The following is a 20,644-nucleotide window of genomic DNA, read 5'->3' as shown; positions in this document are numbered from 1 at the left end:
ACTCCCGTTCAGGACAAGGCGGTGGCGATGCGTTCGGTGTTGGTGCGCATCATGTCCAGGTAGGTGGCGGCGCCGGAGCCGTCGGTGCCCAGGGATTCGGTGAAGAGCGGGACCACGGCGATGTCCTGCCCGGCCTCGGCGGCGAGCACCTGGGCCAGCCTCTCGGGCTGCGAGGAGTCGGCGAAGATGGCCGCCACGCCTGCGGCGCGGATTGCCGTGGTGAGGTCGTTGAGGTCAGCGGAACTGGGCGAGGCGAGCGTGGTCCCGCTCGGAACCACCGCGCCGATGACCTCGAAGCCGAACCGCTGCGCCAGGTAGCCGAACACGTGGTGGTTGGTGAGGAGCTTGCGCTGGCCGTCGGGGATGGAGCTGAAGCGGGTGGTCATCCAGGACTCCAGCTCCCCCAACTGCTGCACGTAGGCCGCCTCCTGCGAGCGCAGGGCGCCGGCGTCCACCCCGTCCACGTGCTCGGCCACGCTGCGGGCTATCGCGCCGGCGGCCTTCGCCACGCGGGACGGATCGGTCCAGAAGTGCGGGTCCTGCGCCCCGCCGGCCGGGCCGCCGGCACCGAATGCCAAGGGTTCGACGGCGTCCAGCACCTTGAGCGCCGGCACGCCTTCAGCGGCGGCTGCTTCCACGTGGTTGAGGACGTTCTCTTCCAGTCCCCCGCCGTTGTGGATCACCAGGTCCGCGTTCCCGATGACGGCCGCCTGCTTGGCGGAGATGCCAAAGGAGTGGGGGTCGGCGTTGGCGCCCATCAGCACCACCACGTCCGCCTGGTCGCCCACCACGTTGCGGGTGATGTCGCCCAGGATGTTGGTGGTGACCACCACGGTGGGCCGCGCCGCTGCAGCGGGAGAGCAGCCGGCGAGCGCCCATCCCAGCCCAAGGCACAGGACCAGCCACAGCCCGGTCCGGCGCACCGGCACATCCGGCCTCACAGCCCGGTCTCCAGCAGGAAGTCAGCGGCCGGAACGTCGAACGTCCGGGCGATGCGGAGCCCGTCCGCGTAGTCGATTTCGTGGACCCTGGAGCGGGCAGGCTCGCTGACGTAGGCGCGGGAGGTGTCGATGCGTAGTTGCGGGTGGCGGGCAAAAGCGGGTGCCAGCAGGGCGGCGCGGGCAGTGACCCCACCCGTGGCCGTATTGAGGGCCAGCACGGAGCCGTCGACGCCGGCAGCCAGCACCCGCTTCCCGTCACCCACCGCAGCGGCGGCCACGGCGGGGACGGGCGTGGGCAGGTACGTCCAGGTGCGTTTGGCGACGTCCAAGTGCCAGATGCCGGAGCCGCCGGCCGGTCCGGCAAGCTCGTTGGAGCCGGGACGGTGCCCCAGGCTGGTGGCCGGCGGGAGGCCCGCGCCGCCGTCGGGATATGGAATCTTCTCTGCAGCGAAGGCACCGTCATCCCCCGTGACCAGCAGCGCCCCGTCGGCGCAGGCGAACACCACACCGGCGCGAACGTAGGCATGCCCGGCCAGGCCGGCACAGTCCTGCCGGCCCAGGACCACGGCGTCCGAGGCGTCGCGGACCTCCACCCCGCCGGCCGCAGCCGGGTCCCCGGCGGAGGATCCGGCAGAGGACCCGGCGACCGACGCGATGAAGTGCCCCGCATACGGGACCACCATCCCCGAATGCGGAGACGTGGTGATCCGGAATGCCTCGGCCACCGAACCGGCGTCGAGGTCCTTGTGCCGGTACACCGAGGCGTAGCCGCCGGACGGGGAGAACACGGCGATGGATTTGCCGTCCCCGGCCACCGCCCCCGCGTCCGGCACGGCCAGGGTCCCCACTGGGCCCGGCGGGGCACTGTAGTAGTGCCTGTGTTCGCCGTGGTCCACGGTCCACGCACCGGTGTCGAACACCTGCACGCCCGCCGCCGTGGTGAGCAGGGCGTAGCGGCCGTCCACCTGCGCGGCGGTGACGGGTCCGTACGTGCCGGCGTCGGACGCTTCTTCGGTGAGGAGGGACAGCAACTGCCCCTCCCCCGTCCCGGCGTTGAGGGTGAGCAGGCCGGCCTGCGGCTCGGGATTCTCCTGCGCCCCGGCGACATAGCCATGCGGAGTGGACGCGGAGAGCTGCGCCCCGGGCGGGGCGGCCGGCGCAGCGCAGGCGGAGAGCAGCAGGGGAAGGCTGAGCAGGAGGAGTACGGGTTTAGGCGTGGTGCGGGGCACGGGGCAGGGGTTCCATTTCCAGTGGTTCGGATGGGCGGGGTTCGGACGGGAGGGGTTCGACGGCGGGTGTGGCGGGCGGCCGGACCACGTGGCGGGCGGCGGCCCGGGCCAGGGCGGAGGCGAAGTAGGACAGCGCTGCCGCGAGGGCGATGGTGGCGCCGGCGGCCGTGGAGGCATGCCAGGAAATCCAGAGGCCAACCACTACGCTGGCGGCGCCTATGAGGGAGCCGAGCATCATGGCTCCCCGGACGGACCGGGCCCAGACCAGCGCGGCAGCCGGCGGGGCGACGAGGAGCCCGAACACCAGGAGCGTGCCCACCACCTGGAAGGACGCCGCCACCGCCAGGGTCACCAGGGCCAGCAGCATGACGTGGGCCCGCCGCGGATGCAGCCCCAGGCTGGCGGCCTTCTGCGGGTTGAAGGCCGCGGCAAGGAAGGCGCGGTGGCACAGCGCGGCGGCGGCCAGGACAACTGCGCACACGGCGGCGAGCAGTACGACGTCGGCCGTGCTGACTGCGAGCACGTCGCCAAAAAGCGTGCCAGTGAGGTCCACGGCGAAGGAGCCGGACGCCGACACGATGATCACGCCGAGCGAGAGCATCACCACGAACAGCAACCCGATGGCCGTGTCCTGCGATACGCGCCGGTTCCGCGTGATGGCCGAGACGCCAGCCGCCGTCGCCGCCGCGCTGACGGCTGCGCCCAACAGCAGGTTGCCGCCCAGCAGGGACGCGACCGCGATGCCGGGCAGGAGGCCGTGGGACATGGCGTCGCCCAGGAAGGCCATGCCGCGCACCACCACCCAGGTACCGACGACGGCGCAGAACACAGCAACCAGGCAGCCGCCCAGCAGGGCGCGCTGCACGAATGACACGCTCAGGGGATCAAGTAACCATTCCATCGCGGCCCAGCGTATCTTAATAAGAATGATTCTCAACAATGATGCAGAAGTGATGTTCAGCGGGGCGGGTTTCGCCTATCCGGACCGGCAGGCGCTGCAGGGCGTCTCCATCGGCTTGTCCAAGGGCACGCACACGGTGCTGGCCGGGAAGAACGGATCGGGAAAATCCACCCTGCTGGCACTCGCGGCGGGGGTCCTGCGGCCGACCCAGGGGTCGGTGGCCACCGGTTCGCGGCCGGCTTTTGTCATCCAGCTGCCGCGCACGCCGCGGGACTTGCCCTGTACGGTCCGGCAGGTGGTGGAGATGGGGCGCTGGCCGCACCGGCGGGGCCTGCTGCCGCTGCTGGCCGGCGACCGTCGGGCAGTCAACGCGGCCATGGAGCGGATGGGCATCGCGGATTTGGCGGGCCGGCAACTCCAGGAACTCTCCGGCGGGCAGCGGCAGCGTGCCCTGATCGCGCAGGGGCTGGCGCAGGAGGCGGCGATCCTGGTCCTGGACGAGCCCACGGCAGGCCTGGACAGCGCCGCGCACCTGCTGGTCCGGGCCGCCGTCGAACAGGAACTGCGGCGCGGAGTGACGGTCCTGGAGTCCTCCCACGACCCGCAGGACATCGGCCGGGCGGACCGTGTTGTGGTGCTCGACGGCGGCCGGGTCGCCGCGGACACCGCCACCGCGTGCGGTCCAGCCCGGTTACTTGCCCCGCGCAGGGTGCCTCGCCCGGGAACTCCGGGAACGTCCGCGGGCCGGAATCCCAGGCTGAAGGAGTAACTGGGCTGGATTGCACGGCCCCGCGGGGCAGGGGCAAGTACTCCCCCGCGCGGCACGGAAAAGTAGAGTACCGGCTACTCGTGCTGCAGCCGCGGCGGCCCCATAGATTCAGGGAAACCCGCGGCACCGGCGTCGCGGATCAGCGGACGGGGGCGGATGGTGGCAGGTGGTCCAGCAGGTGACGGGCATGACCGGCAGGGGTTGCTGCTGGATCTGGTGACGGACACCGACGACGACGCGCAGTCCCTGCTCAAGCTTGCCCGTGCTGCCGCGAAGGCGCTCAGCGGGCCGGTAGAACGTGCCGCCGATTGCGCCGTGATGCTCCATCGAAAGGGGTCTGCTCCTGCCAGCGCCGGCAGCAGCCCGGCGGCCACTGCCCTGGCCGAAGACGAGGAGGCCCGTGTGGACGGCCCGATGGCCCAGGGGGCACTGTCCCGGACTGCGGTCATTGGCTCCACCGCTTCCTCGCCCCGGTGGCAGGGGTACCGGCGGCGGCTCCAGGAGCACGGATACGGCCTGGCGCTTGCGGTCCCGCTCCGGCTGGAGCCTGAAGCAACGGGCGTGGTGGTCCTGCTGGTCCCCGCCGGCGCCGAATTCGACAGCCACCTTGTACAGGAGGCGCAATCATTCGCCGAGGTAGCGTCGAAGAGCCTGAAACTGGCGCTGGACGTGCACGCCGTGAACCGGGCCGGCGACAACCTCAAGGAGGTCCTGGAGGGCAGGACGTCCATCGATGTGGCCTGCGGGGTCATCATGGCGCAGAACCGCTGCTCCTATGCGGAGGCGTTCAGCAAGCTCGCCAGCGCCTCACGCCAGCGGAGCGTGAAGGTGCGCAGCGTGGCCGAGGGCATCCTTAAGGCAGTGCCCACGGCCGCACTGGCAGCGCAGCTGGAACCGCACACCTTTGCCTGAATGCGGCAAGGAGTCAGTGCCGCGCCCGCGCCCGGATGAGTCCGGCAGCCGCAAGGCCCGCCGCACCCAGTGTTGCCAGCATGCCGCCCAGGGCCACAAGGTAATCGGTGATGGTCATTGTCCTGCGCTCCTTCGTACTGCGTTGTACTAAGTGATGGCCCCAAGCTACGCCCGCACTCCGCGCGTTTCCTGAAGGATCGCCAAGGGTTTGGGTCAAGATCAGGTAAAGGTCTGGTTGCGGAGTTCCACATGCTTGGCCCCCCACCCTTCTGTTTGCGGGCCGAGTCCGTATTATTCAGGGATGTGGACAAAACAAAGCCAAAGCTTCTGCCCCTCGTGCGGCAGGACCACTAACCACGTCACGCACTTCCAGAAGGACGACGCCGGCGCTTTGGTTGCGAGCGTCCGCTGCACCGAGTGCCCCGAGCCTTCCGGGGCGGCCGCCTGAGTTTCACAGGCAGCCAGACGGATTGCCAGCCAGGCGGAGTGAAGAGGGTTCAGCCGGTACGGGGCCGCACGGCGGGAAAGATGGCCAGGGCGGCTGCCTGGACGACGGTCACGGTGACGGCCAGCGCGAGGAGTGACTGCTCGTACAGCAGGCCGATCAGGAAACTTCCGGCCAGCCACGCAAGGCCGTAGCAGGCGGTGAACATGCCGTACGCACTCCCGCGGCGCCCTGCCGGGGCGAGGCCGGCCACTGCTGCGCGCATGGTGCTTTCCTGCACGCCCATCGCCGCTCCCCACACCAGCACACCCACGACGGCGAGCGCCGTGTTGTTGCTGAACCCCAGCCACGGGACCGCAGCTGCCAGGATGGGAAGCGCCAGGAGGACCTTCAGCCCGATCCTGTCGAAGAGCCAGCCGGACGCGAGCGCCGCCACGGCATCCACCCCCATGGCCACGGCGTAGAGGACCGGGACCAGGGCGGCCGGCAGCAGCCCGGAGGACACCAGGTGGAACGAGAGCAGGCCGAATGTGGCGTAGCCGAACATGGTCAGGCTGCTGAATGCGGCGTAGATCCAGTACTGCCGCGGCATCGGGACCCGCGTGCGGTCGGCGGCCGGCAACTCGCCTGACCCAGCAGGAGCGGCGCCCGGCAGTTCAGCGGCCGGCTGTTCAGCGCCCGGCAACTCGCCTGACGCAGCAGGAGCGGCGCCCGGCACAGGGGCCGGCCCGCCAGGCACCGCAGCCTCGTACACGGCGGGGTCGGGAACCCGCCGCTTGAGCCGGAACAGGATCAGCATGGCAGCGAGCCCGGGAACCGCCAGCAGCAGGAACCCAGGACCGTACGTTCCGCTCAGCGCCAGGGCTACACCCACCAGGAGCGGACCCAGAAGTGCGCCCACCTGGTCCAGGGCCTCGTGCAACGCAAACGCCTTGCCCTGCCCCAGGCCGGCGCCGGCCCCGGCGAGCATCGTGTCTTTCGCCGGGCTCCGCACAGCTTTGCCCAGCCGCTCAAGCAGTACCAGCAGGCAGGCAACCCACAAAGCATCGGTGATCCCCAACAGCGGCACGGACAACGCGGTAAGGCCGTATCCGGTGAGGGCCAGCGTCCAGCGCAGCCCGGGCCGGTCCGCCAGCCGACCGAACACCAGCCGCAGCACCAGTGCCACCGCCTCCCCCGCACCGGTGACCACGCTGACCAGGAGGGCGGATGCGCCCAGCACGCCCAGAAAGGGGCCGGTGACGCTGCGGGCGCCCTCGTACACCATGTCCATCAGCGCGCTGACGATCCCGAACACCAGGATGAAGCGGATGGCGGTCATGGGCGCGGCCGGAGCGCCGCCGGCGTTACCCCGGAAGTTACCGCTGGTACTCATGCCGGCGGCCGTGTCCCCGGCCAGCTGTCGATCCAGGCGAAGCACCCGCCGCGGCCGCACCTGCCCCGGCACGCCGCGGATCAGGCTTGCCACCCACAGGTTCCGGCCGTGTCACCGCCAGGACGATCCCGATCCCGGCCAGCGAGGACACCATGGCGGAGCCGCCGTAGGAGATAAACGGCAGCGGGACGCCGATCACGGGCAGCAGCCCGCTGACCATGGCGATGTTGATCACGGCCTGCCCCAGGATCCAGGTGATCACGCTGCAGGCAACGATCCGGGAGAAGGTGTCCTGGGTGCGCGCGATCGTCTTGAACACCGCGATGGCCAGGATCGCGAACAGGCACAGCACCAGCAGCGTCCCGGCCAGGCCCAGTTCCTCGCCCAGGATGGTGAAGATGAAGTCGTTGTGGGCTTCCGGGATCCAGTTCCATTTCTGCCGGCTCTGCCCCAAGCCCAGCCCGAACCAGCCGCCGGAGGCCAGCGCGTAGGTGCCGTTGGTGGCCTGGTAGCCCACGCCCTGCGCGTCCTCGGCCGAGCCCATGCCCAGCCAGGAGGAGATCCGGCCCATCCGGTTGCCGCTGGTGGCGGCGAGGATCAGGGCCGCCACCGCGCAGATGAGTCCTGCCACGGAGAAGACCTTCATCCGCACTCCGCCGTAGAACATCGTGGCGGCGAGGATCATCATGATGATCATCGTGGTGCCGAGGTCGTGTCCCAGCGCCACGATCAGCATGATGAGCCCGCCGGCGGGCAGCACCGGGACCACCGCATGCTTCCACTGCCCCAGCAGCGCCTGTTTCCGGTCCAGGATCGCGGCGCCCCAGACGATGAGCGAGAGCTTGGCGAACTCCGACGGCTGCGCGGTGAAGCCGCCCACGCTCAACCAGTTCCGGTTGCCGTTCACGGACATGCCCAGCGGCGTGAACACCAGCACCAGGGCCACCAGGGAACCGATCAGCAGCGGCCAGCCGAGCTTCCGGATCCGTTGCACCGGCAGCCGCGCCAACACCAGCATGATCACCACGCCGGCCACGGTCCACATGGCCTGCTTCAGGGGGAGGTCGTACGGATTGTTTCCTGCCGCCACGGATTCCACGGACGACGCCGATGCCACCTCCACGAGGCCGATCGCCGACAGTGACAGGACGGCTGCCAGGATGACCGGCCGCAGGCGGCCTGGGGAGTCGTCGGCGAGCAGGAAGGCAAGGGTCCGCTTCCGCCGCCGGGGTGTGCGGACATTCGCCGCCTGTTGTTGTCCTGTATTCATCTGTCCGTTTCCTTGCCCGCGGCCGCAGGCATCCCCCATCGCCGCTTCCACAACCGGAGCGGGCACCACCGAGAACATAGAGTACGCCTCCAACGGCCGGGACGCGTGGCGGCAGGGCCGCTCCCACCCCCGTTCTAAGGGAATTGCCAGCTTCGGCCTGTAGGCTTTTCCGACACCTGCCCCCTTCCAAAGGTTATTTTGCTGTGCTCGGTTCCAAGAATTCCCCCGGCCCGGAGCAGGACGGCACGGAGAATCCCCACTCCGGCCCCGTGTCCTATCCCGGCCAAGGCGAGCTGTACGCCGCCAGTACCTCCCGCCGTCGCGCGTCCCGCCGCAAGCCCCGCTGGGTCAAAATCCTCACCGCCGCGGTGGCCGTGATGCTCCTTGGCGTGCTGGCGTTCGGCGGCTACTGGGTGTGGCGCCTGCAGTCCAACCTCAGCACGTCCGAACTGACGGCCGGAGGCCAGCGGACCGAGGGGACCGCCAATGACAGCACGGACCGGCTGCAGATCCTGGTGCTCGGGTCCGATACCAGGAGCGGCAACAACAGCAAGTACGGCACGGCCGAGGACTCGTCCGGGTACGGGCAGTCAGACGTGATGATGCTGCTGGACATCTCGGCGGACAACAAGCACGTCAACGTGGTGAGTTTCCCCCGCGACCTGCTGGTGGACGTCCCGTCGTGCACCGATTCGAAGACCGGCGAGAAGTACCTGGCGCGGCAGGACGCCATGATTAACAGCGCCATGGCCCAGGCCGGGATCGGCTGTGCGGTGGATACCGTGAACAAGCTCACCGGCCTGGAGGTGGACCACTTCATGATGGCGGATTTCAATGCCGTCAAGGAGCTGTCCAACGCAGTGGGCGGCGTGGAGGTCTGCGTGAGCGACGCCGTCAACGATCCCGATTCAGGGCTGAAGCTGCCCGCCGGCACGTCCCAGGTGCAGGGCGAGCAGGCGCTGGCGTTCCTGCGCACCCGGCACGCCTTCGCCAACGGCGGGGACTTGGGCCGGATCAAGGCGCAGCAGGGCTTCCTGGCTTCGCTGACCCGCAAGCTCAAGTCCGAGGGCACGCTGGCCAACCCGGAGAAGACGCTCAGCATCGCCGATACGGTCACCAAGAACCTGACAGTCGATTCCGGGCTGTCCTCGGTCCCGTCGCTGCTGACCATCGCCAACCGGCTCAAGAACATCGACCCCGCCAGCGTCAACTTCATCACCGCGCCCACCGTCCCCGCGCCCGAGGACCCCAACCGGCTCGCGCTCGATGAACCGGCAGCGTCCAACTTCTTTACCGCGCTGCGCAACAACCCGGACCTGAGCCAGCCCCCGGCCACCCCCACGCAGACGCCGACCACGCCCGCGCCGCCGGCCTACGACAAGTCGCTGCAGCCGGTTTCCATCGCCAACGGCACAGGCGTGGCGGGCCGGACCACGGCGATCGCCGGGATCCTTGCCGAGGCCGGTTTCACCAACGTGACCAAGCTGAAGGGCCAGGTGCAGCAGCAGACCATGGTCTACTACGGCGCGGGGTTCGAGGACGTGGCCGCGGACGTGGCGGCACTGTTCGGGCTGCCGGCCAGCAGCATCATGCAGGTAGCGAATGTCCAGGGCGTGCAACTGTACGCCGGTACGGACTTTGCCACCGGCACCAAACCCGCCGCCCCGCCGTCGTCCGCTGACTCCGGCGGAGGCGTGGTGGCGCAGACCGGCAGCGACCAGACCTGTGAGTCCACCAACCCCGGGGGCTACTGAGCGCCCCGCCGTTCAGCTGACGACCCGCCGGCACAGGGCCTGCGGGGCTGAGCTGAGGTTCGCGAACATGGTTCCGGGGCGGATGGCCACCACCTCCCAGCCCGCCTTGGCCAGTTTCTTCAGCTCCTTGGCCTGCTGCCGGGGCCGGCTGTCTACCTGGATGGTGACGTACTCGTAGTCCGGGGTGCTGTCCATGACAAACCTTCTTTCAGTGCCCCCGTTGTGCCGGGGACGGTTTCGTGGGGTGGGCCGGTGGCGTGGCAGCCGATTCCCCTGGGGTGGTTCCGGTCCGGCCCGGCGCGTTCTGCGCGGGCGCCGGAAGCTCCGGAACGCGGGCTGGCGGCTGGGTGGAACCTGGATTGCGGGCGGGAGCCGGCGCCGGGCGGCCGGAATGGCCGTGGGTGACGGCCTCGACGACGGTGGTGATGGTCTGCTGTGCTGTCTCGCGGAATCCCGGGTCAGTTGCGGCGACGGCCGCCGTGCCGGCTCCCATGGACGTAGCTACCACCAGCACCGTGAGTGTTGCGCGGCGGTGCTTGCGTCGCCGCACGGCATCCAGGCTGATGGGTTCCGGGCTGGCGAGGTCCGGGCTGGCCGCTTCGGGGTTGTCGGGGTCGGGGTTGACCGCTTTCAGGCTGACGGGTTCCAGATGGGCCGGGGCCGCCGCCATCAGGGCGGCGAGCCTGGCGGACGGAACCACCTGCGGGCCATCCGCGAAGCAACGGAGGTCCAGCAGCGCTCCCTTCAATTCGGGTGCCTCGTCCCAGCCGGCTTCGAAGAGCAGTTGATCGACCACCTGCTCGTCGTGAAGTGTGTGCCCGGCGGTCATCCCGGCACCCCGCTCCCTATGGTCAGCTGCTTCCGGAGGCTAACCAGCGCCCGGCGCTGGAGCTGCATGACGGCCGCCGGCGATTTCTGCATGATGGTGGCCACCTCGTTGACGGAAAGCTCCGCGATGATGCGCAGCCGCAGGACCTCGCGGTGGTCCGCACTGAGGCCGGCGAGCATCGCCAGGGCGTCCGCTTCGGCGTCGCCGTCCACCACCAGGTCTTCGGCCGACGCGCTCAGGCGGTGGTCCCTGCATGGGTCATATTCCACCGGGGCGGCTGCCCTGCCGCGGCGCCGGTGGTGGTCCACCAGGCGTGCGTGGGCGATGGAAAAGACCAGCACCCGGACGCCCTCCGCTCCCCCGTGGACCGCCCCGAGCTTCGGGTAGAGGGCCAGGAACACGTCGTGCGTGACGGCTTCGGGGTCATCCACTCCCCCGGCCCGCAGGTAGCCTGCAACTGCCGGGGACAGGGAGCGGTAGATGGCGGTGAACATCGGTGCACGGTCGCCATCACCCCGCGACGCCGATACGTCATCGGGGTTCAGCCGCGCTACCCGCCCCCAGGACATCCCGCGCGCCCTGGCTCAGGGTTTCCCTGCGGTGGCAGGCTTGTGCGAGGGTCCCTTGTTGGCCTGGACCGTATTGGCCTGGCTTGATGGCACCTGGTTTGATGACCGGTCCGCGTCGGGCTTGTCCGGGTCGTCCTGGTCTTCCTGTTTGTCCTGCTTGTCAGGCTTGCCCTCCTTGCCCTGATTTCCTGGGTCATCGGGACGGTGCCCCGCGGAGTTGCCCGGAGCCGGTACGGACTTGCAGTACTCGGCGATTCCGCCCTTGCCGTCCGCCGCCGCTGCCAGGGACTTGTAGGCGGTGGAGGCCGGATCCAGGCCCCCGTGAGTAAACGCGGTGCACAGTCCGAAGGCGGCCGGACCGGTGGCGTCCGGACCTCCACCGTCGTCGGAGTCGGTTCCTGGTGCTTCGGCGGCCTTCTCCCGACCCCGCCCGGCGGCGTCCGGCCTTTGGTCAGGAACTGTCGGGAAGGCCGTGGGCAGGTCCGCGTGCGCCGGGGCGCCGATCAGCTCATGACTGCCCTGCTGCAGCGGCGCCGGGAGTGTCCCGGTGTAGGCCGCCGCGGCTGCTCCTCCGGCGGCGATGGTTCCCCCGGCCAGCAGCCCGGCCGCGACCTTGCTGGTCACCAATGCGGTAAAGAACGACATAAAGTCCCTCCCCTGTGAAAAGCCCTGACAACGTTTGCGGACATCCGTCCATGCTCAGGTAATCGCCGGAGGGACAGGAACCTGACGGAGAATCCCGAAAGATTCGATCAATTCCGTACACCTCTCTGCCCCTTCTTCCTGCCCCTTCCTGACCGCAGATGCGGAACATCCCGCCCTGTGGCCGAAGTCTACGAATCATGCAGAACCGAGAAACGAGTAGCCGGTACCTGAATTGCCCTTGGGATATTCGCCGGATCGCTGGGGGTCTACTATCTGCGTTCTCGCGTCCGTGGGGTTAGCAGATGACCCTGGCGACAGGACGTAAACGAGGTCCAAAGTACGGACGTCCCTTATGTACGCGGGCGAGGGTCCCGGAACTGATGGGAATGCTTCGAAGCTTGTGGTCGTGCGAGAATCGCGGCATGGGCGAGGACGAGCGGCATATGACGGACGAATTGGCAATACTTGAGGCTCTTGTGCAGGCGATCGATCGGCGCGATGAAGTCTTCCAGTTGGTTGACGATTCAGAAAACGTGGATGAAGCAATCCGTCGTGTGGGTCAACTGTTGGGCGTCGGAGCAGTGAGCAGCCGGGCAGTCCTTGATTTACAGGTGCGAAGATTCACCCGAGACCAGCGTCGGGCCATGGCTTCCCGTGCACGAGAACTGAGGTCAATGTTGCCTGACGCCTGAGAGAAGCCGCCGGGGCGGGACTGCGTGCGCCCCCAAGTCTGCTTTGAACTGGAGAGCAGACAGAACCCGGGTACCGGACAGCGGCCAGGACCCAAGGTACCTGTCGGGCAGCAGCCAGCACCCCGGACCGGAGGCGGACGGAACCCCGGACAGGGCGCCGACGAATGCCTCGTTCCCCCCGTCTACGCGCACAGGAAGCATCTACCCGTGCAGGAATCGTTCCAGGGCCCTTTCTCCTAGGGACTGCCCGGTGAAGTCCGGCGGGTCTCCCGCCTGCGGCTGGACGCCGGGTGGCCACCAGGGCGGTTCCCAGTCCTGGAGTTCACTGATGTAGTGCCGGCCGGTGGGTGAAAGCCAGCCGGGTGGCTCGTGTTTGCTGGCCGGAGTGGGTGTCCAGCCGGTGGTGTGGCGGAGCCTGTGGTGTTTGCGGCAGGGCTGTCCCAGGTTCGAGATCCCGGTAGTGCCGCCGTTGGCCCAGGCAAGGATATGGTCGGCGTCGTTGTCCAGGGAGTTGTTGCTGCACCCCGGGAACGGGCATTTGCCGTCGCGCATCCGCAGCCAGGCCCGCATGGCTTTGGTCACCCGGTAGCTTGTCCGGCCGATCTCGAGCGGCGCTCCGTCCCGGGGATCCACGAGTACCCGGTAGAACGAGTGGGCGCCGTTGGCGACCAACTGCCGGGCCATGGACGCCGGGATCGGTCCGTAGCCGTCCAGCATGGCCGGCTCGTCCGTCTGGCCCGTCAGCGAGGACACCGGGACGGTGACCAGGACCTGGGCGCGGATCCGCGAGGACAGGCCAGCTCCACTGCCGTCCGCGTCGGTAACACCGGCGGGGCTCCTGTTGCCCAGAACCGCCTCAGCGAACGTGTCAGCGCGGAGCTGGGGCATGCTGCGGTGTTCGTCCGGGCCCTGCATGCTCCGGGCGGCCGCGGTCAGCCGGTTCCAGCCCGCCAACGCCTGATCGGCACGCAGGTAGGCGGAGAGCCAGGCCATGCCGTTATCGTCCGGCCGGAATTCCACCCGCCGATCCGCTACCCCCTTGGCATGGCGGATTTCGATGCTCTCGGCATGATGACGTTCCCGCCACGTCCGGGCCTTGCCCCTGAACCGGTGTGCTGGCATCTGCCCCACCGGGCATCCCCTGGCAGGGTCCGGAGCGTCAGGGTCCAGGAAATGGGCCTCCAGCGCGCCGGCACTGGCAGCATCAAGACTCGCCGTTTCGTCGACCATGGCCAGGGCATGCTGCCAGGACAGGGCCCCGGCCTCCAGGGCCGCAAAGGTTCTGGGCAGCGTAGTGGCAAGGACGTGGGACGCGGCCAGGAACGACGACGCGGCCCGCGGCCCCAGAGCCAACACACACCCGATCTCCGCCGCTACAGCCATCTCCTGCGCCTGGACCGGCGCATCGGGCCCGGCAACAGCGTGGGCGCTCTCCGCGTACGTCACAGCGGCCTTCGCCTTCAAACCAGCGAACCCCGCCTCCACCTCACGGGCCCCGGCAAGAATATCCAAGCAACCATCCGCCAAACCAGCCAACGGATCAGACGCCGAAAACGCCTCCGGACCGGCCCCATCCGCCTCCGCTTGAAGCACAGCAAGGGCAGCCCTGATATCCGCATAAGCCTTGGCCACCGCTGCTTTCCCCATAAACCAATCATCAGGGGAGGGTCTGACATTGTGGCAGGTAGCGCCAGTCGTCAATGAACTGGAAGGCCCCCATGATGCGGGAAGGCCTGCCCGCGCGCCGTCCTTTCGGCCGGCTTAGCTGGAAGCCGGCTTAGCTGGAAACTGCCACAGGGGCCTTTGCACGCTCGCTGACGCGGGGTACGACGGCGGCGTCCAGCTTCTTGTTGGCCCAGCGGCGCAGCGGCAGCTCCACCAGGCGGAAGGAGGCATAGGCCACCAGCACGGTCGCGGCGGCGGAGAGCGCGATGCGCAGGGGCACGTCCGGGACGAGGCGCATCAGCAGGAGGTACACCGGAATGTGCCAGAGGTACATGCCGTAGGAGAGATCGCGGCCGGGCCGGGCGAGCCACGGATGGCTGAGGATACGTCCCATAAAGCCCGCCGGCTGCAGGACCAGCGAGCCGATCAGCAGCGCTGCCAGCAGGGCAAGGACGGTGGGCCCGACGGTCCAGAAGGTGTTGAACCAGGCGTTCGAGGATTCCGGTTCCTTGAACAGGAACACCGCGGCCACCAAGGTAGCGGCCGCGAGCGGGGCACCCCAGCGGGCGATCCACTGCAGGACGCGGTGCAGGCGTGAGCCATCCCGGAGGGCGGTGAACAGGAGTGCGAGGGCGCAGCCGATCAGGAGCTCGTCCGCCCGGGTGTCCGGCCCGTTGTACAGGCGGTTCAGCGGCGCGCCGGACATGACCAGCACGAACCGTTCCAGCAGAAAGGCCGCGGCCAAGGCCAGCGTGGCAAACGCAACGGTGCGGATCTTCCAGAACCGGAGCATAGCCAGCAGGAGCAGGGGCCACAGCAGGTAGAACTGCTCTTCGACGGCGAGGGTCCAGGTGGGACCGAGGGTTTCCCCCTGGATGGACTGGCCGAACGCGCCAAAGTGCGCCAGGTTCATGACGTAGGCGGCCGCGGGCAGGATGAAGCCGGCCTGCCCGCCCCAGCCGGAGGCCGGGAACACGAGGCCGACGGCGAGGATCACCGCGCAGAGGAACAGCAGGGCCGGCCAGAGCCGGGCCAAGCGCTTGGCATAGAAGATGCGGAGGTTCAGCCGGCCCGTCGCGAGCCGCTCCTTCATGATCAGCAGGGTGATCACGAAGCCACTGAGGGTGAAGAACACGTCCACGCCGATCGATCCTCCCGGCACCAGTTCGGTGGCCGTATGGAAGAGGAAGACGCCGGCGACGGCGACGGTGCGGAGCCCGTCCAGGGCGTGCTTCCGCCCGGAGATGAGCGGGTTTTGGGGTGCTGCCGGACGTTCCGAAACTGACAAATTTCCACTGCTTGACCTAAGAACCACTCAACAAGCATATATAACGTTTCCATAACTGCGCTGGGCGAAGGCTGGATGAAGGCTGGCAGCCGGGGTTCCCACCGTGCCTTGCTGCGGCATCCCGCCGCTTCTAGATTGAACTCATGGTGGACCAAGACATGGCAGACGACTTCGAGAGCCTCGTTGACCTGATCGCCGGCACTGAGGACATTAAATCCGTCCTCGACGGGCTGACCACCTTCGCCGCGGCCACCATGTCCGCCACCACGGGAGCGCAGATTGAATGCGCCGTTACCCTTCACCGGCGCAGGCGCACCGCCACTATCGGAGGCAGCAGCGCCGAGGCAGTGCTGCTGGACCGGATTGAACAGAACCTGGGAGACGGGCCCTGCGTAGAGGCCTTGGAAAGCGGCCTTCCCGTTCTTCTCGGTGACGTCTCATCGGACTCGCGATGGCCGGAGTACCGCAGTGCCCTCTCGGCCGCAGGCATCGCCAGTGCGTTGGGGATTCCCATGGACCTTGGGGACGAGTCCGGGGCCGTCTTGGATTTCTTCGCTCCCAGGAGCGGGCTCTTCAGCGAACAGGCAGTCGCCGACGGGATGAGGTTCGCGGAGATGGCAGGAAAGGCGCTACGCCTCGCTGTCCGGATCGCGTCGGCGGACCAGCGCGCCCAGAATCTTAAGGCGGCGATGGACACCAGGACGGTGATTGACCTGGCATGCGGGATCATCATGGCCCAGAACCATTGCAGCAAGGATGCGGCTTTCGATCTTCTCCGCAGTGCTTCCAGCACCCGGAACCAAAAACTCCATGACCTCGCCCAGGCCGTCGTGGACCGCTTCCCCGGTTCAGCGGACCCTGAAGCCCATTTCGAGGACTGAAGGCCCGGTCGGGTCCGGGGGCCAGCCACGCTGCTGGCCCCCGGAGAGGAAGACGGGATGCGGCCCACCCCCGAAAAAGGGCAAGTCCCTTGGGCCGCATCCGCGTCGGCTTGGAAGGCGGATGCGCGCCGGGGAAGGGGTGCTTGCTGCGGCATTGGCGGCGGGAAGAGGCTCCGATGACGGCATCCAACGGCCGTCTGCATGACCCGGGCCAGTTTAACAGGATTACTTCCAGGACTGACAGCCCCGAAGGCCCTGTTTTCTTTTGCGGGAATCTGCTACCGGTCCTTGTGGGGTGTTACCGCCGCGGAGCCACGTCGGCTTCGTACGTGAGGATTTCGGTGCCGTTGCCTTCCTCGCCGTTGTCCGGGGCCACCGTCATGGTGAGGTGCCCGCCGTCGGCCGTCATTTTGAACGGGTTGCGCGTGGCCACGTGCCCGGCGGTGGACCATTTCTGGAACGGGACCTCGCGGGCCACCTCGTGGGACTTCAGGTCGATCATCGCCATGCCGCCCAGTTCGTAGGTGGCTGCCGTGCCGCCGGCTGCCGGGGTCTGCGGAAGATTGGTCACGCCGGCGCAGAGCATTTTGGCGTTGGGGACGTACTGGCAGTCCTGGTAGTCGATGAAGTAGTTCGGGTTCTCCCACGTGGCCAGCTCCTTGCCCTGGAGGTCCCATTCGGCGAACCGCCGCGAGCCCCAGGTGTTACCCACTAGGTGGCCGGTCTGCTTGTCCAGCACGATACCGCCGAAGTGGTCCTGGACCTCGAACTGCTTGTGGACGTCCAGCGTGGCTGCATCGACCTTATAGATGATGGCGCTGCTGTTCGGCCGGTACTGGGCTACGGGGACCCAGACGTTGGTGCCGTCGAAGTCGATGCCGCCCGGGTGGTACATGTCGCCTTCGCCCAGGATGATGTCCTTCTGCAGGTTGCCGGCCTTGTCCATGACGAACAGGTGTCCGACGCCCTTGCCGGCCGTACGGTCGTACCCGCCCTGCGGTGCGGGGTACTTCACGGTGGGTTCGGTGATCTGTACGGCCGAGAGGAAGATATGGTCCTGGCTGTAGGCGATTCCCTCGGTGTGGTACGTGGGGAAGTTGAGTTTCAGCTTGGAGGTCTGCTGCCAGGCTGTGTTGCGGTCGACGGCGTTGAACGCGTCAGCGAGCGCGGTATCAGTTTCGTGGTGGACTCCCGGGTCCGGGCTGGCGACGGGGCGGCTGTTGCCGCCTGTTGCCTGGGCGGCGGCGGTGCCGCCAACTGCTGACGCAGCCAGGATGACGGCGGCGGCGGCCGTGAGGACGTGGCGGGTAGTGGACGAGCCCATGGGGAGCCTCTCAGGTTGGGGTCTGCACAAGACAGCGCCAAGTTACTTGCCGGTAATTAACCGCTTCCGGCAGGCAGGTGAACGCCAGGTGGCGTTATAGCGCACCCGCCCGTAACCCCGGCCCCTGAATGGAAACCGCACCTCGAAGGCTCGCATCCGCCGTTCACTTCCCGGTCATGAAGAGTCTGCCCGGCCTTCGCCGGGCCGTTTCCGCAGATGGCAACAGTGGCGAGGGCCCAACCGGGCCCCTCCCTCCCCCAATCTGGAGACAATCTGATGAAGTATGCAAAGCTGCTGACCGCAGCCGCCGTGTGTACCGGCATGGCTTTGGGAACATCCCTCCCCGCGCACGCCGCCGACACCAACCCCAACGGCACCGCAAACCACTTTGACCTTGAGGCGCACCGCGGCGGCATCGGCCTGACCGTGGAGTCCACCCTGGCATCCTTCGCCAAGGGAATGGAGACGGGCGTTTCCACCCTCGAGCTGGACCTGCAGATCACCAAGGACGGACGCGAGGTCATTACGCACGACCGCAAGATCAGCGGGCAGAAATGCCAGGACACGGCGCCCGTCATCCCGGGTGACCCCGCATTCCCGTACGTGGGGAAGTACATCAAGGACCTTACGTTCGAGCAGGTCCGCAGCCTGGACTGCGGCTCCCTCACGCTGCCGCAGTTCCCCGGCCAGCAGGCTTCCCCGGGCGCAAAGATGCCCACCCTGGCTGAGGTGTTCGACCTGGCCAGGCAGTACCGGGCCAGCCAGGTCAAGTTCAACATCGAGACCAAGGTGGAGGCAGGGGCCCCGGAGCAGACCGCGCCAAGGGAACAGTTCGTTGACGTTGCGCTGCGCGAGATCAACGCCGCCCAGATGGCGGAGCGGGTCTCCATCCAGAGCTTTGACTGGGGCTCCCTGCGCCTGGTGAAGGAACGCCAGCCGGGGATCCGCACGGTGGCCCTGACCAACAAGGACTTCCTGCAGGCTGGACAGCCCGGCGCCTCACCCTGGCTGGGCGGCATCGACGCCGACGACTTCGGCGGAGACCTGGTCGACGCCGCAGCGTCCCTCGGCTTCGACGCCATCTCCCCGGTCCACGGCACGCCGCAGAACGGCAAGGTCACCGATCCCGGGTACGTCCCCTACGTGACGGCCGATATGGTGACGCGCGCCCACGCCAAGGGCATGCAGGTCCTCCCCTGGACCGTGGATGACAAGCCCACTATGCGCGCCTTGATGGACGCGGGCGTGGACGGCCTCATCACCGATTACCCCAACCGCTTGCGCGAGGTCATGGCTGAGCGGTCGCTGAAGCTGCCCAAGCAGTACACGCTGGAGCCTGGCGCTTCGGCATCGGCAGCGGCAGCAAACTAAGGGACGTGCCGGGCCCGCGCCAGTGAATCCGGAACCATCGGCGTCTCCGGCCGGTCCCGTTTAAGCTGGCCGCTGGCTTCAGCCGGCGCCGGCCCCAAACCAGGTGGCGAGGGCTTCGCCCAGACCCCCGGCGGAGCCCTCGCCCACCCAGGCCACGTAGCCGTCGGGCCGGACCACGACGGCGGTCGGCGCGGCCACGGTGCCCAGCACCGGAAGCTGCCACGCGCCGTCGTACGTTGCCGCTACGTGCCGGACCCGGCCGGCCCAAGCGCCCAGGTCCAGTGCCGGGCCGCCGAACTTAAGCAGCACGGGCCGGGCCTGGTGCAGCAGTTCGAAGACGCGGACGGGTCCGCCGGCGGTGGCGAGGTCAAGGTCCGGCATCCGCCGTCCCAGCAGGGGATGTGCGGGCACGGGGTGCCCGGGCATCCCGTGCCCGTAGGCCACGTCCAGCCCGGTGACCAGCGCAGCGATGGGCGTTCCCGCACCGTCGACGCGGAGCACCTCGTCCAGCAGGTCGCGCAGTGCTTCCTGGCGGGGGTCGGCCTTCTGGAAAAGCGACTGCGCCATGGTGTACTGGAGCGCCCGCGCCCCGGCAGGATGGCGCTCCGCGTGGTAGGTGTCCAGTAGCTCCTCCCCTGCGATGCCGCGGACCACCTGCCCCAGCTTCCAACCGAGGTTGACGGCGTCCTGCAGTCCCAGGCCGATGCCCAGCCCGCCGGTGGGCGAGTGGACGTGGGCTGCGTCCCCGGCCAGCAGGATGCGGCCTTTCCGGTAGGCCCCGGCCTGGCGGGTGGCGTCGGTGAACCGCGAGAGCCAGGTGGGGCTGTGCACGCCGAAGTCGGTGCCGAACACTTCCACCAACTCCCGGCGCAGGTCCTCGAGCGTGGGTTCAGTGGCGGGACCGAGCACGGCCTCGGTCACCACGACCCGGACCGTGCCGTCCCCCATCGGGTACAGCCCGTGGACGCCGCGGGCGTCCACCTTCCCCTGCTGCTCCGGTTCCCCTGCCGCCTTCACCTCGGCGATGAGGCTGCTGCGCGTGGCATCCGGGCCCGTGAAGGCGATGCCGGCGGAACGCCGGACTTCACTGCGCCCGCCGTCGGCGCCCACAACGTAGCGGCCGCGCACGGGGCCGCCGGACGCACGCTGGACATCCACGCCGTCGTCGTCCGCTGCAACCCCCGTGACCTCCGCGCCGCGGCTGATGCGCACGCCCAGCTCCTCCACCCATTCCAGCAGCAGCCGCTCGATGTGGTTCTGGAACAGCGCCAGCGTGTACGGGTGGCGCGTGGGCAGCCCGGACAGGTCAAGCTGCGTGCTGCCGAACGTGGCGGTCTGCACGGTTTTCCCCTCGGCGAGGAACCGGCCGGCGATGCCGCGCTGGTCCAGCAGTTCGATGGTGCGGGAGTGGATTCCGCCGCCGCGCGAGCCCGCCAGGTCCTGGGTGTCCCGCCGTTCGAGCACCGCGGCGTCCACCCCCGCCAGCTTCAGCTCCCCGGCGAGCATCAAGCCGGTGGGCCCGCTCCCCACGATCACCACGTCATGCATGTGCGCCCCCGCTTCGTTCCGTTTCCGCCTGCAAGTATGCGGGGAACCGGGGGCCTTGCGGCAAGGCCCCCGCGGCGAGGTACCTTGGAAATAGAGGGGGGCTACGCGCGCCCTATCGGTATAAAGGCAAAGGGAAAGCCCCTCCTAGGAGGGGCTTTCAACGTAGTGGTCATTTGTCTTCTGGCAATGGTCAGTGGTGATGCACTCCCCCTTCCCGGACGCCCCCCGGCGCCCAT

The 20,644-nt window shown here is 68.4% G+C and carries 19 protein-coding genes; 6 read left to right on the top strand and 13 right to left on the bottom strand.

The window, feature by feature from the left end:
- Positions 1 to 8 precede the first annotated feature (8 nt).
- From aztC to aztB, 3 genes are read right to left on the bottom strand one after another with little or no spacing between them, the layout of a single operon-like run.
- On the bottom strand, positions 9 to 941 hold the full coding sequence (gene aztC / locus K4G53_RS14130) for a zinc ABC transporter substrate-binding protein AztC (RefSeq protein ID WP_308287892.1): 933 nt from the start codon (positions 939 to 941) through the stop codon (positions 9 to 11).
- Positions 938 to 2,170: a hypothetical protein gene (locus K4G53_RS14125; protein ID WP_221386315.1), complete on the bottom strand. Its 1,233-nt coding sequence runs from the start codon at positions 2,168 to 2,170 to the stop codon at positions 938 to 940. The genes aztC and K4G53_RS14125 overlap by 4 nt, the downstream gene beginning before the upstream one ends.
- Positions 2,151 to 3,071, bottom strand: a complete 921-nt coding sequence (aztB, locus tag K4G53_RS14120; protein ID WP_221386314.1) for a zinc ABC transporter permease AztB — start codon at positions 3,069 to 3,071, stop codon at positions 2,151 to 2,153. The genes K4G53_RS14125 and aztB overlap by 20 nt, the downstream gene beginning before the upstream one ends.
- 25 nt (positions 3,072 to 3,096) lie before the next feature.
- Here aztB and aztA point away from each other — a divergent pair, with 25 nt between their 5' ends.
- Together aztA and K4G53_RS14110 are read left to right on the top strand one after the other, a co-directional pair.
- Complete coding sequence (aztA, locus tag K4G53_RS14115; RefSeq protein ID WP_221386313.1) at positions 3,097 to 3,840, top strand: zinc ABC transporter ATP-binding protein AztA; 744 nt, start codon at positions 3,097 to 3,099, stop codon at positions 3,838 to 3,840.
- A gap of 159 nt (positions 3,841 to 3,999) precedes the next feature.
- On the top strand, positions 4,000 to 4,752 hold the full coding sequence (locus tag K4G53_RS14110; protein WP_308287891.1) for a GAF and ANTAR domain-containing protein: 753 nt from the start codon (positions 4,000 to 4,002) through the stop codon (positions 4,750 to 4,752).
- A gap of 497 nt (positions 4,753 to 5,249) precedes the next feature.
- Here K4G53_RS14110 and K4G53_RS14105 read toward each other — a convergent pair whose 3' ends face one another.
- Together K4G53_RS14105 and ftsW are read right to left on the bottom strand one after the other, a co-directional pair.
- Complete coding sequence (locus K4G53_RS14105) at positions 5,250 to 6,572, bottom strand: MFS transporter (RefSeq protein ID WP_260323606.1); 1,323 nt, start codon at positions 6,570 to 6,572, stop codon at positions 5,250 to 5,252.
- Complete coding sequence (ftsW, locus tag K4G53_RS14100; protein WP_260323605.1) at positions 6,556 to 7,842, bottom strand: putative lipid II flippase FtsW; 1,287 nt, start codon at positions 7,840 to 7,842, stop codon at positions 6,556 to 6,558. The genes K4G53_RS14105 and ftsW overlap by 17 nt, the downstream gene beginning before the upstream one ends.
- Before the next feature lie 203 nt (positions 7,843 to 8,045).
- On the opposite strand from ftsW, the gene K4G53_RS14095 reads away from it, so the two are divergent.
- The gene (locus tag K4G53_RS14095) at positions 8,046 to 9,596 is read left to right on the top strand and encodes an LCP family protein (RefSeq protein ID WP_374226168.1); all 1,551 of its coding nucleotides are present in this window, start codon (positions 8,046 to 8,048) and stop codon (positions 9,594 to 9,596) included.
- A 12-nt stretch (positions 9,597 to 9,608) separates the two neighbouring features.
- Here the strand turns inward: K4G53_RS14095 and K4G53_RS14090 are convergent, their stop codons facing one another.
- Genes K4G53_RS14090 through K4G53_RS14075 form a run of 4 tightly spaced genes read right to left on the bottom strand, consistent with a single transcriptional unit; the run spans position 9,609 to position 11,639 of the window.
- Positions 9,609 to 9,791, bottom strand: a complete 183-nt coding sequence (locus tag K4G53_RS14090) for a DUF4177 domain-containing protein (protein ID WP_221386311.1) — start codon at positions 9,789 to 9,791, stop codon at positions 9,609 to 9,611.
- Positions 9,792 to 9,804: 13 nt separating this feature from the next.
- Entirely contained in the window at positions 9,805 to 10,425 is a 621-nt protein-coding gene (locus K4G53_RS14085) for a hypothetical protein (RefSeq protein ID WP_221386310.1), read from the bottom strand.
- Positions 10,422 to 10,994, bottom strand: a complete 573-nt coding sequence (locus tag K4G53_RS14080; RefSeq protein ID WP_221386309.1) for an RNA polymerase sigma factor — start codon at positions 10,992 to 10,994, stop codon at positions 10,422 to 10,424. The genes K4G53_RS14085 and K4G53_RS14080 overlap by 4 nt, the downstream gene beginning before the upstream one ends.
- Before the next feature lie 15 nt (positions 10,995 to 11,009).
- A complete protein-coding gene (locus K4G53_RS14075; RefSeq protein WP_221386308.1) occupies positions 11,010 to 11,639 on the bottom strand; it encodes a hypothetical protein in 630 nt (209 codons plus the stop codon).
- Positions 11,640 to 12,061: 422 nt separating this feature from the next.
- On the opposite strand from K4G53_RS14075, the gene K4G53_RS14070 reads away from it, so the two are divergent.
- Complete coding sequence (locus tag K4G53_RS14070; RefSeq protein ID WP_221386307.1) at positions 12,062 to 12,331, top strand: DNA gyrase subunit A; 270 nt, start codon at positions 12,062 to 12,064, stop codon at positions 12,329 to 12,331.
- Positions 12,332 to 12,532: 201 nt separating this feature from the next.
- On the opposite strand, the gene K4G53_RS14065 is transcribed toward K4G53_RS14070, so the two are convergent.
- On the bottom strand, positions 12,533 to 13,978 hold the full coding sequence (locus K4G53_RS14065; RefSeq protein ID WP_221386306.1) for an HNH endonuclease signature motif containing protein: 1,446 nt from the start codon (positions 13,976 to 13,978) through the stop codon (positions 12,533 to 12,535).
- A gap of 130 nt (positions 13,979 to 14,108) precedes the next feature.
- Positions 14,109 to 15,284, bottom strand: coding sequence for an acyltransferase (locus K4G53_RS14060; RefSeq protein WP_221386305.1), 1,176 nt, complete (start codon positions 15,282 to 15,284; stop codon positions 14,109 to 14,111).
- A 143-nt stretch (positions 15,285 to 15,427) separates the two neighbouring features.
- On the opposite strand from K4G53_RS14060, the gene K4G53_RS14055 reads away from it, so the two are divergent.
- On the top strand, positions 15,428 to 16,165 hold the full coding sequence (locus tag K4G53_RS14055) for a GAF and ANTAR domain-containing protein (RefSeq protein ID WP_221386304.1): 738 nt from the start codon (positions 15,428 to 15,430) through the stop codon (positions 16,163 to 16,165).
- 298 nt (positions 16,166 to 16,463) lie between these two features.
- Here K4G53_RS14055 and K4G53_RS14050 read toward each other — a convergent pair whose 3' ends face one another.
- Complete coding sequence (locus tag K4G53_RS14050; protein ID WP_221386303.1) at positions 16,464 to 17,489, bottom strand: DUF6454 family protein; 1,026 nt, start codon at positions 17,487 to 17,489, stop codon at positions 16,464 to 16,466.
- A 276-nt stretch (positions 17,490 to 17,765) separates the two neighbouring features.
- Here K4G53_RS14050 and K4G53_RS14045 point away from each other — a divergent pair, with 276 nt between their 5' ends.
- Positions 17,766 to 18,860: a glycerophosphodiester phosphodiesterase family protein gene (locus K4G53_RS14045; protein WP_221386302.1), complete on the top strand. Its 1,095-nt coding sequence runs from the start codon at positions 17,766 to 17,768 to the stop codon at positions 18,858 to 18,860.
- 78 nt (positions 18,861 to 18,938) lie between these two features.
- Here the strand turns inward: K4G53_RS14045 and K4G53_RS14040 are convergent, their stop codons facing one another.
- Positions 18,939 to 20,408 carry an FAD-dependent monooxygenase gene (locus K4G53_RS14040; protein WP_221386301.1) on the bottom strand — a complete coding sequence of 490 codons (1,470 nt, stop codon included), beginning with the start codon at positions 20,406 to 20,408 and terminating at the stop codon, positions 18,939 to 18,941.
- Positions 20,409 to 20,644 lie beyond the last annotated feature (236 nt).

Origin of the sequence: Arthrobacter sp. MAHUQ-56 (genome assembly GCF_019710585.1) — a bacterium.
Classification (GTDB): domain Bacteria; phylum Actinomycetota; class Actinomycetes; order Actinomycetales; family Micrococcaceae; genus Arthrobacter.
Note: the sequence above shows the minus strand (reverse complement) of the source record. Positions and strands in the feature narration are given on the sequence as shown.

Bases quoted from the DNA above. Each gene is read 5' to 3' on its own strand.
- K4G53_RS14085 (WP_221386310.1), bottom strand. From the start codon at position 10,425: ATGACCGCCGGGCACACACTTCACGACGAGCAGGTGGTCGATCAACTG.
- K4G53_RS14040 (WP_221386301.1), bottom strand. From the start codon at position 20,408: ATGCATGACGTGGTGATCGTGGGGAGCGGGCCCACCGGCTTGATGCTC.
- K4G53_RS14045 (WP_221386302.1), top strand. From the start codon at position 17,766: ATGAAGTATGCAAAGCTGCTGACCGCAGCCGCCGTGTGTACCGGCATG.
- K4G53_RS14080 (WP_221386309.1), bottom strand. From the start codon at position 10,994: ATGTCCTGGGGGCGGGTAGCGCGGCTGAACCCCGATGACGTATCGGCG.
- K4G53_RS14070 (WP_221386307.1), top strand. From the start codon at position 12,062: ATGGGCGAGGACGAGCGGCATATGACGGACGAATTGGCAATACTTGAG.
- K4G53_RS14065 (WP_221386306.1), bottom strand. From the start codon at position 13,978: ATGGGGAAAGCAGCGGTGGCCAAGGCTTATGCGGATATCAGGGCTGCC.
- K4G53_RS14050 (WP_221386303.1), bottom strand. From the start codon at position 17,489: ATGGGCTCGTCCACTACCCGCCACGTCCTCACGGCCGCCGCCGCCGTC.
- ftsW (WP_260323605.1), bottom strand. From the start codon at position 7,842: ATGAATACAGGACAACAACAGGCGGCGAATGTCCGCACACCCCGGCGG.
- aztA (WP_221386313.1), top strand. From the start codon at position 3,097: ATGATTCTCAACAATGATGCAGAAGTGATGTTCAGCGGGGCGGGTTTC.
- K4G53_RS14105 (WP_260323606.1), bottom strand. From the start codon at position 6,572: ATGAGTACCAGCGGTAACTTCCGGGGTAACGCCGGCGGCGCTCCGGCC.
- K4G53_RS14075 (WP_221386308.1), bottom strand. From the start codon at position 11,639: ATGTCGTTCTTTACCGCATTGGTGACCAGCAAGGTCGCGGCCGGGCTG.
- K4G53_RS14090 (WP_221386311.1), bottom strand. From the start codon at position 9,791: ATGGACAGCACCCCGGACTACGAGTACGTCACCATCCAGGTAGACAGC.
- K4G53_RS14055 (WP_221386304.1), top strand. From the start codon at position 15,428: ATGGTGGACCAAGACATGGCAGACGACTTCGAGAGCCTCGTTGACCTG.
- aztB (WP_221386314.1), bottom strand. From the start codon at position 3,071: ATGGAATGGTTACTTGATCCCCTGAGCGTGTCATTCGTGCAGCGCGCC.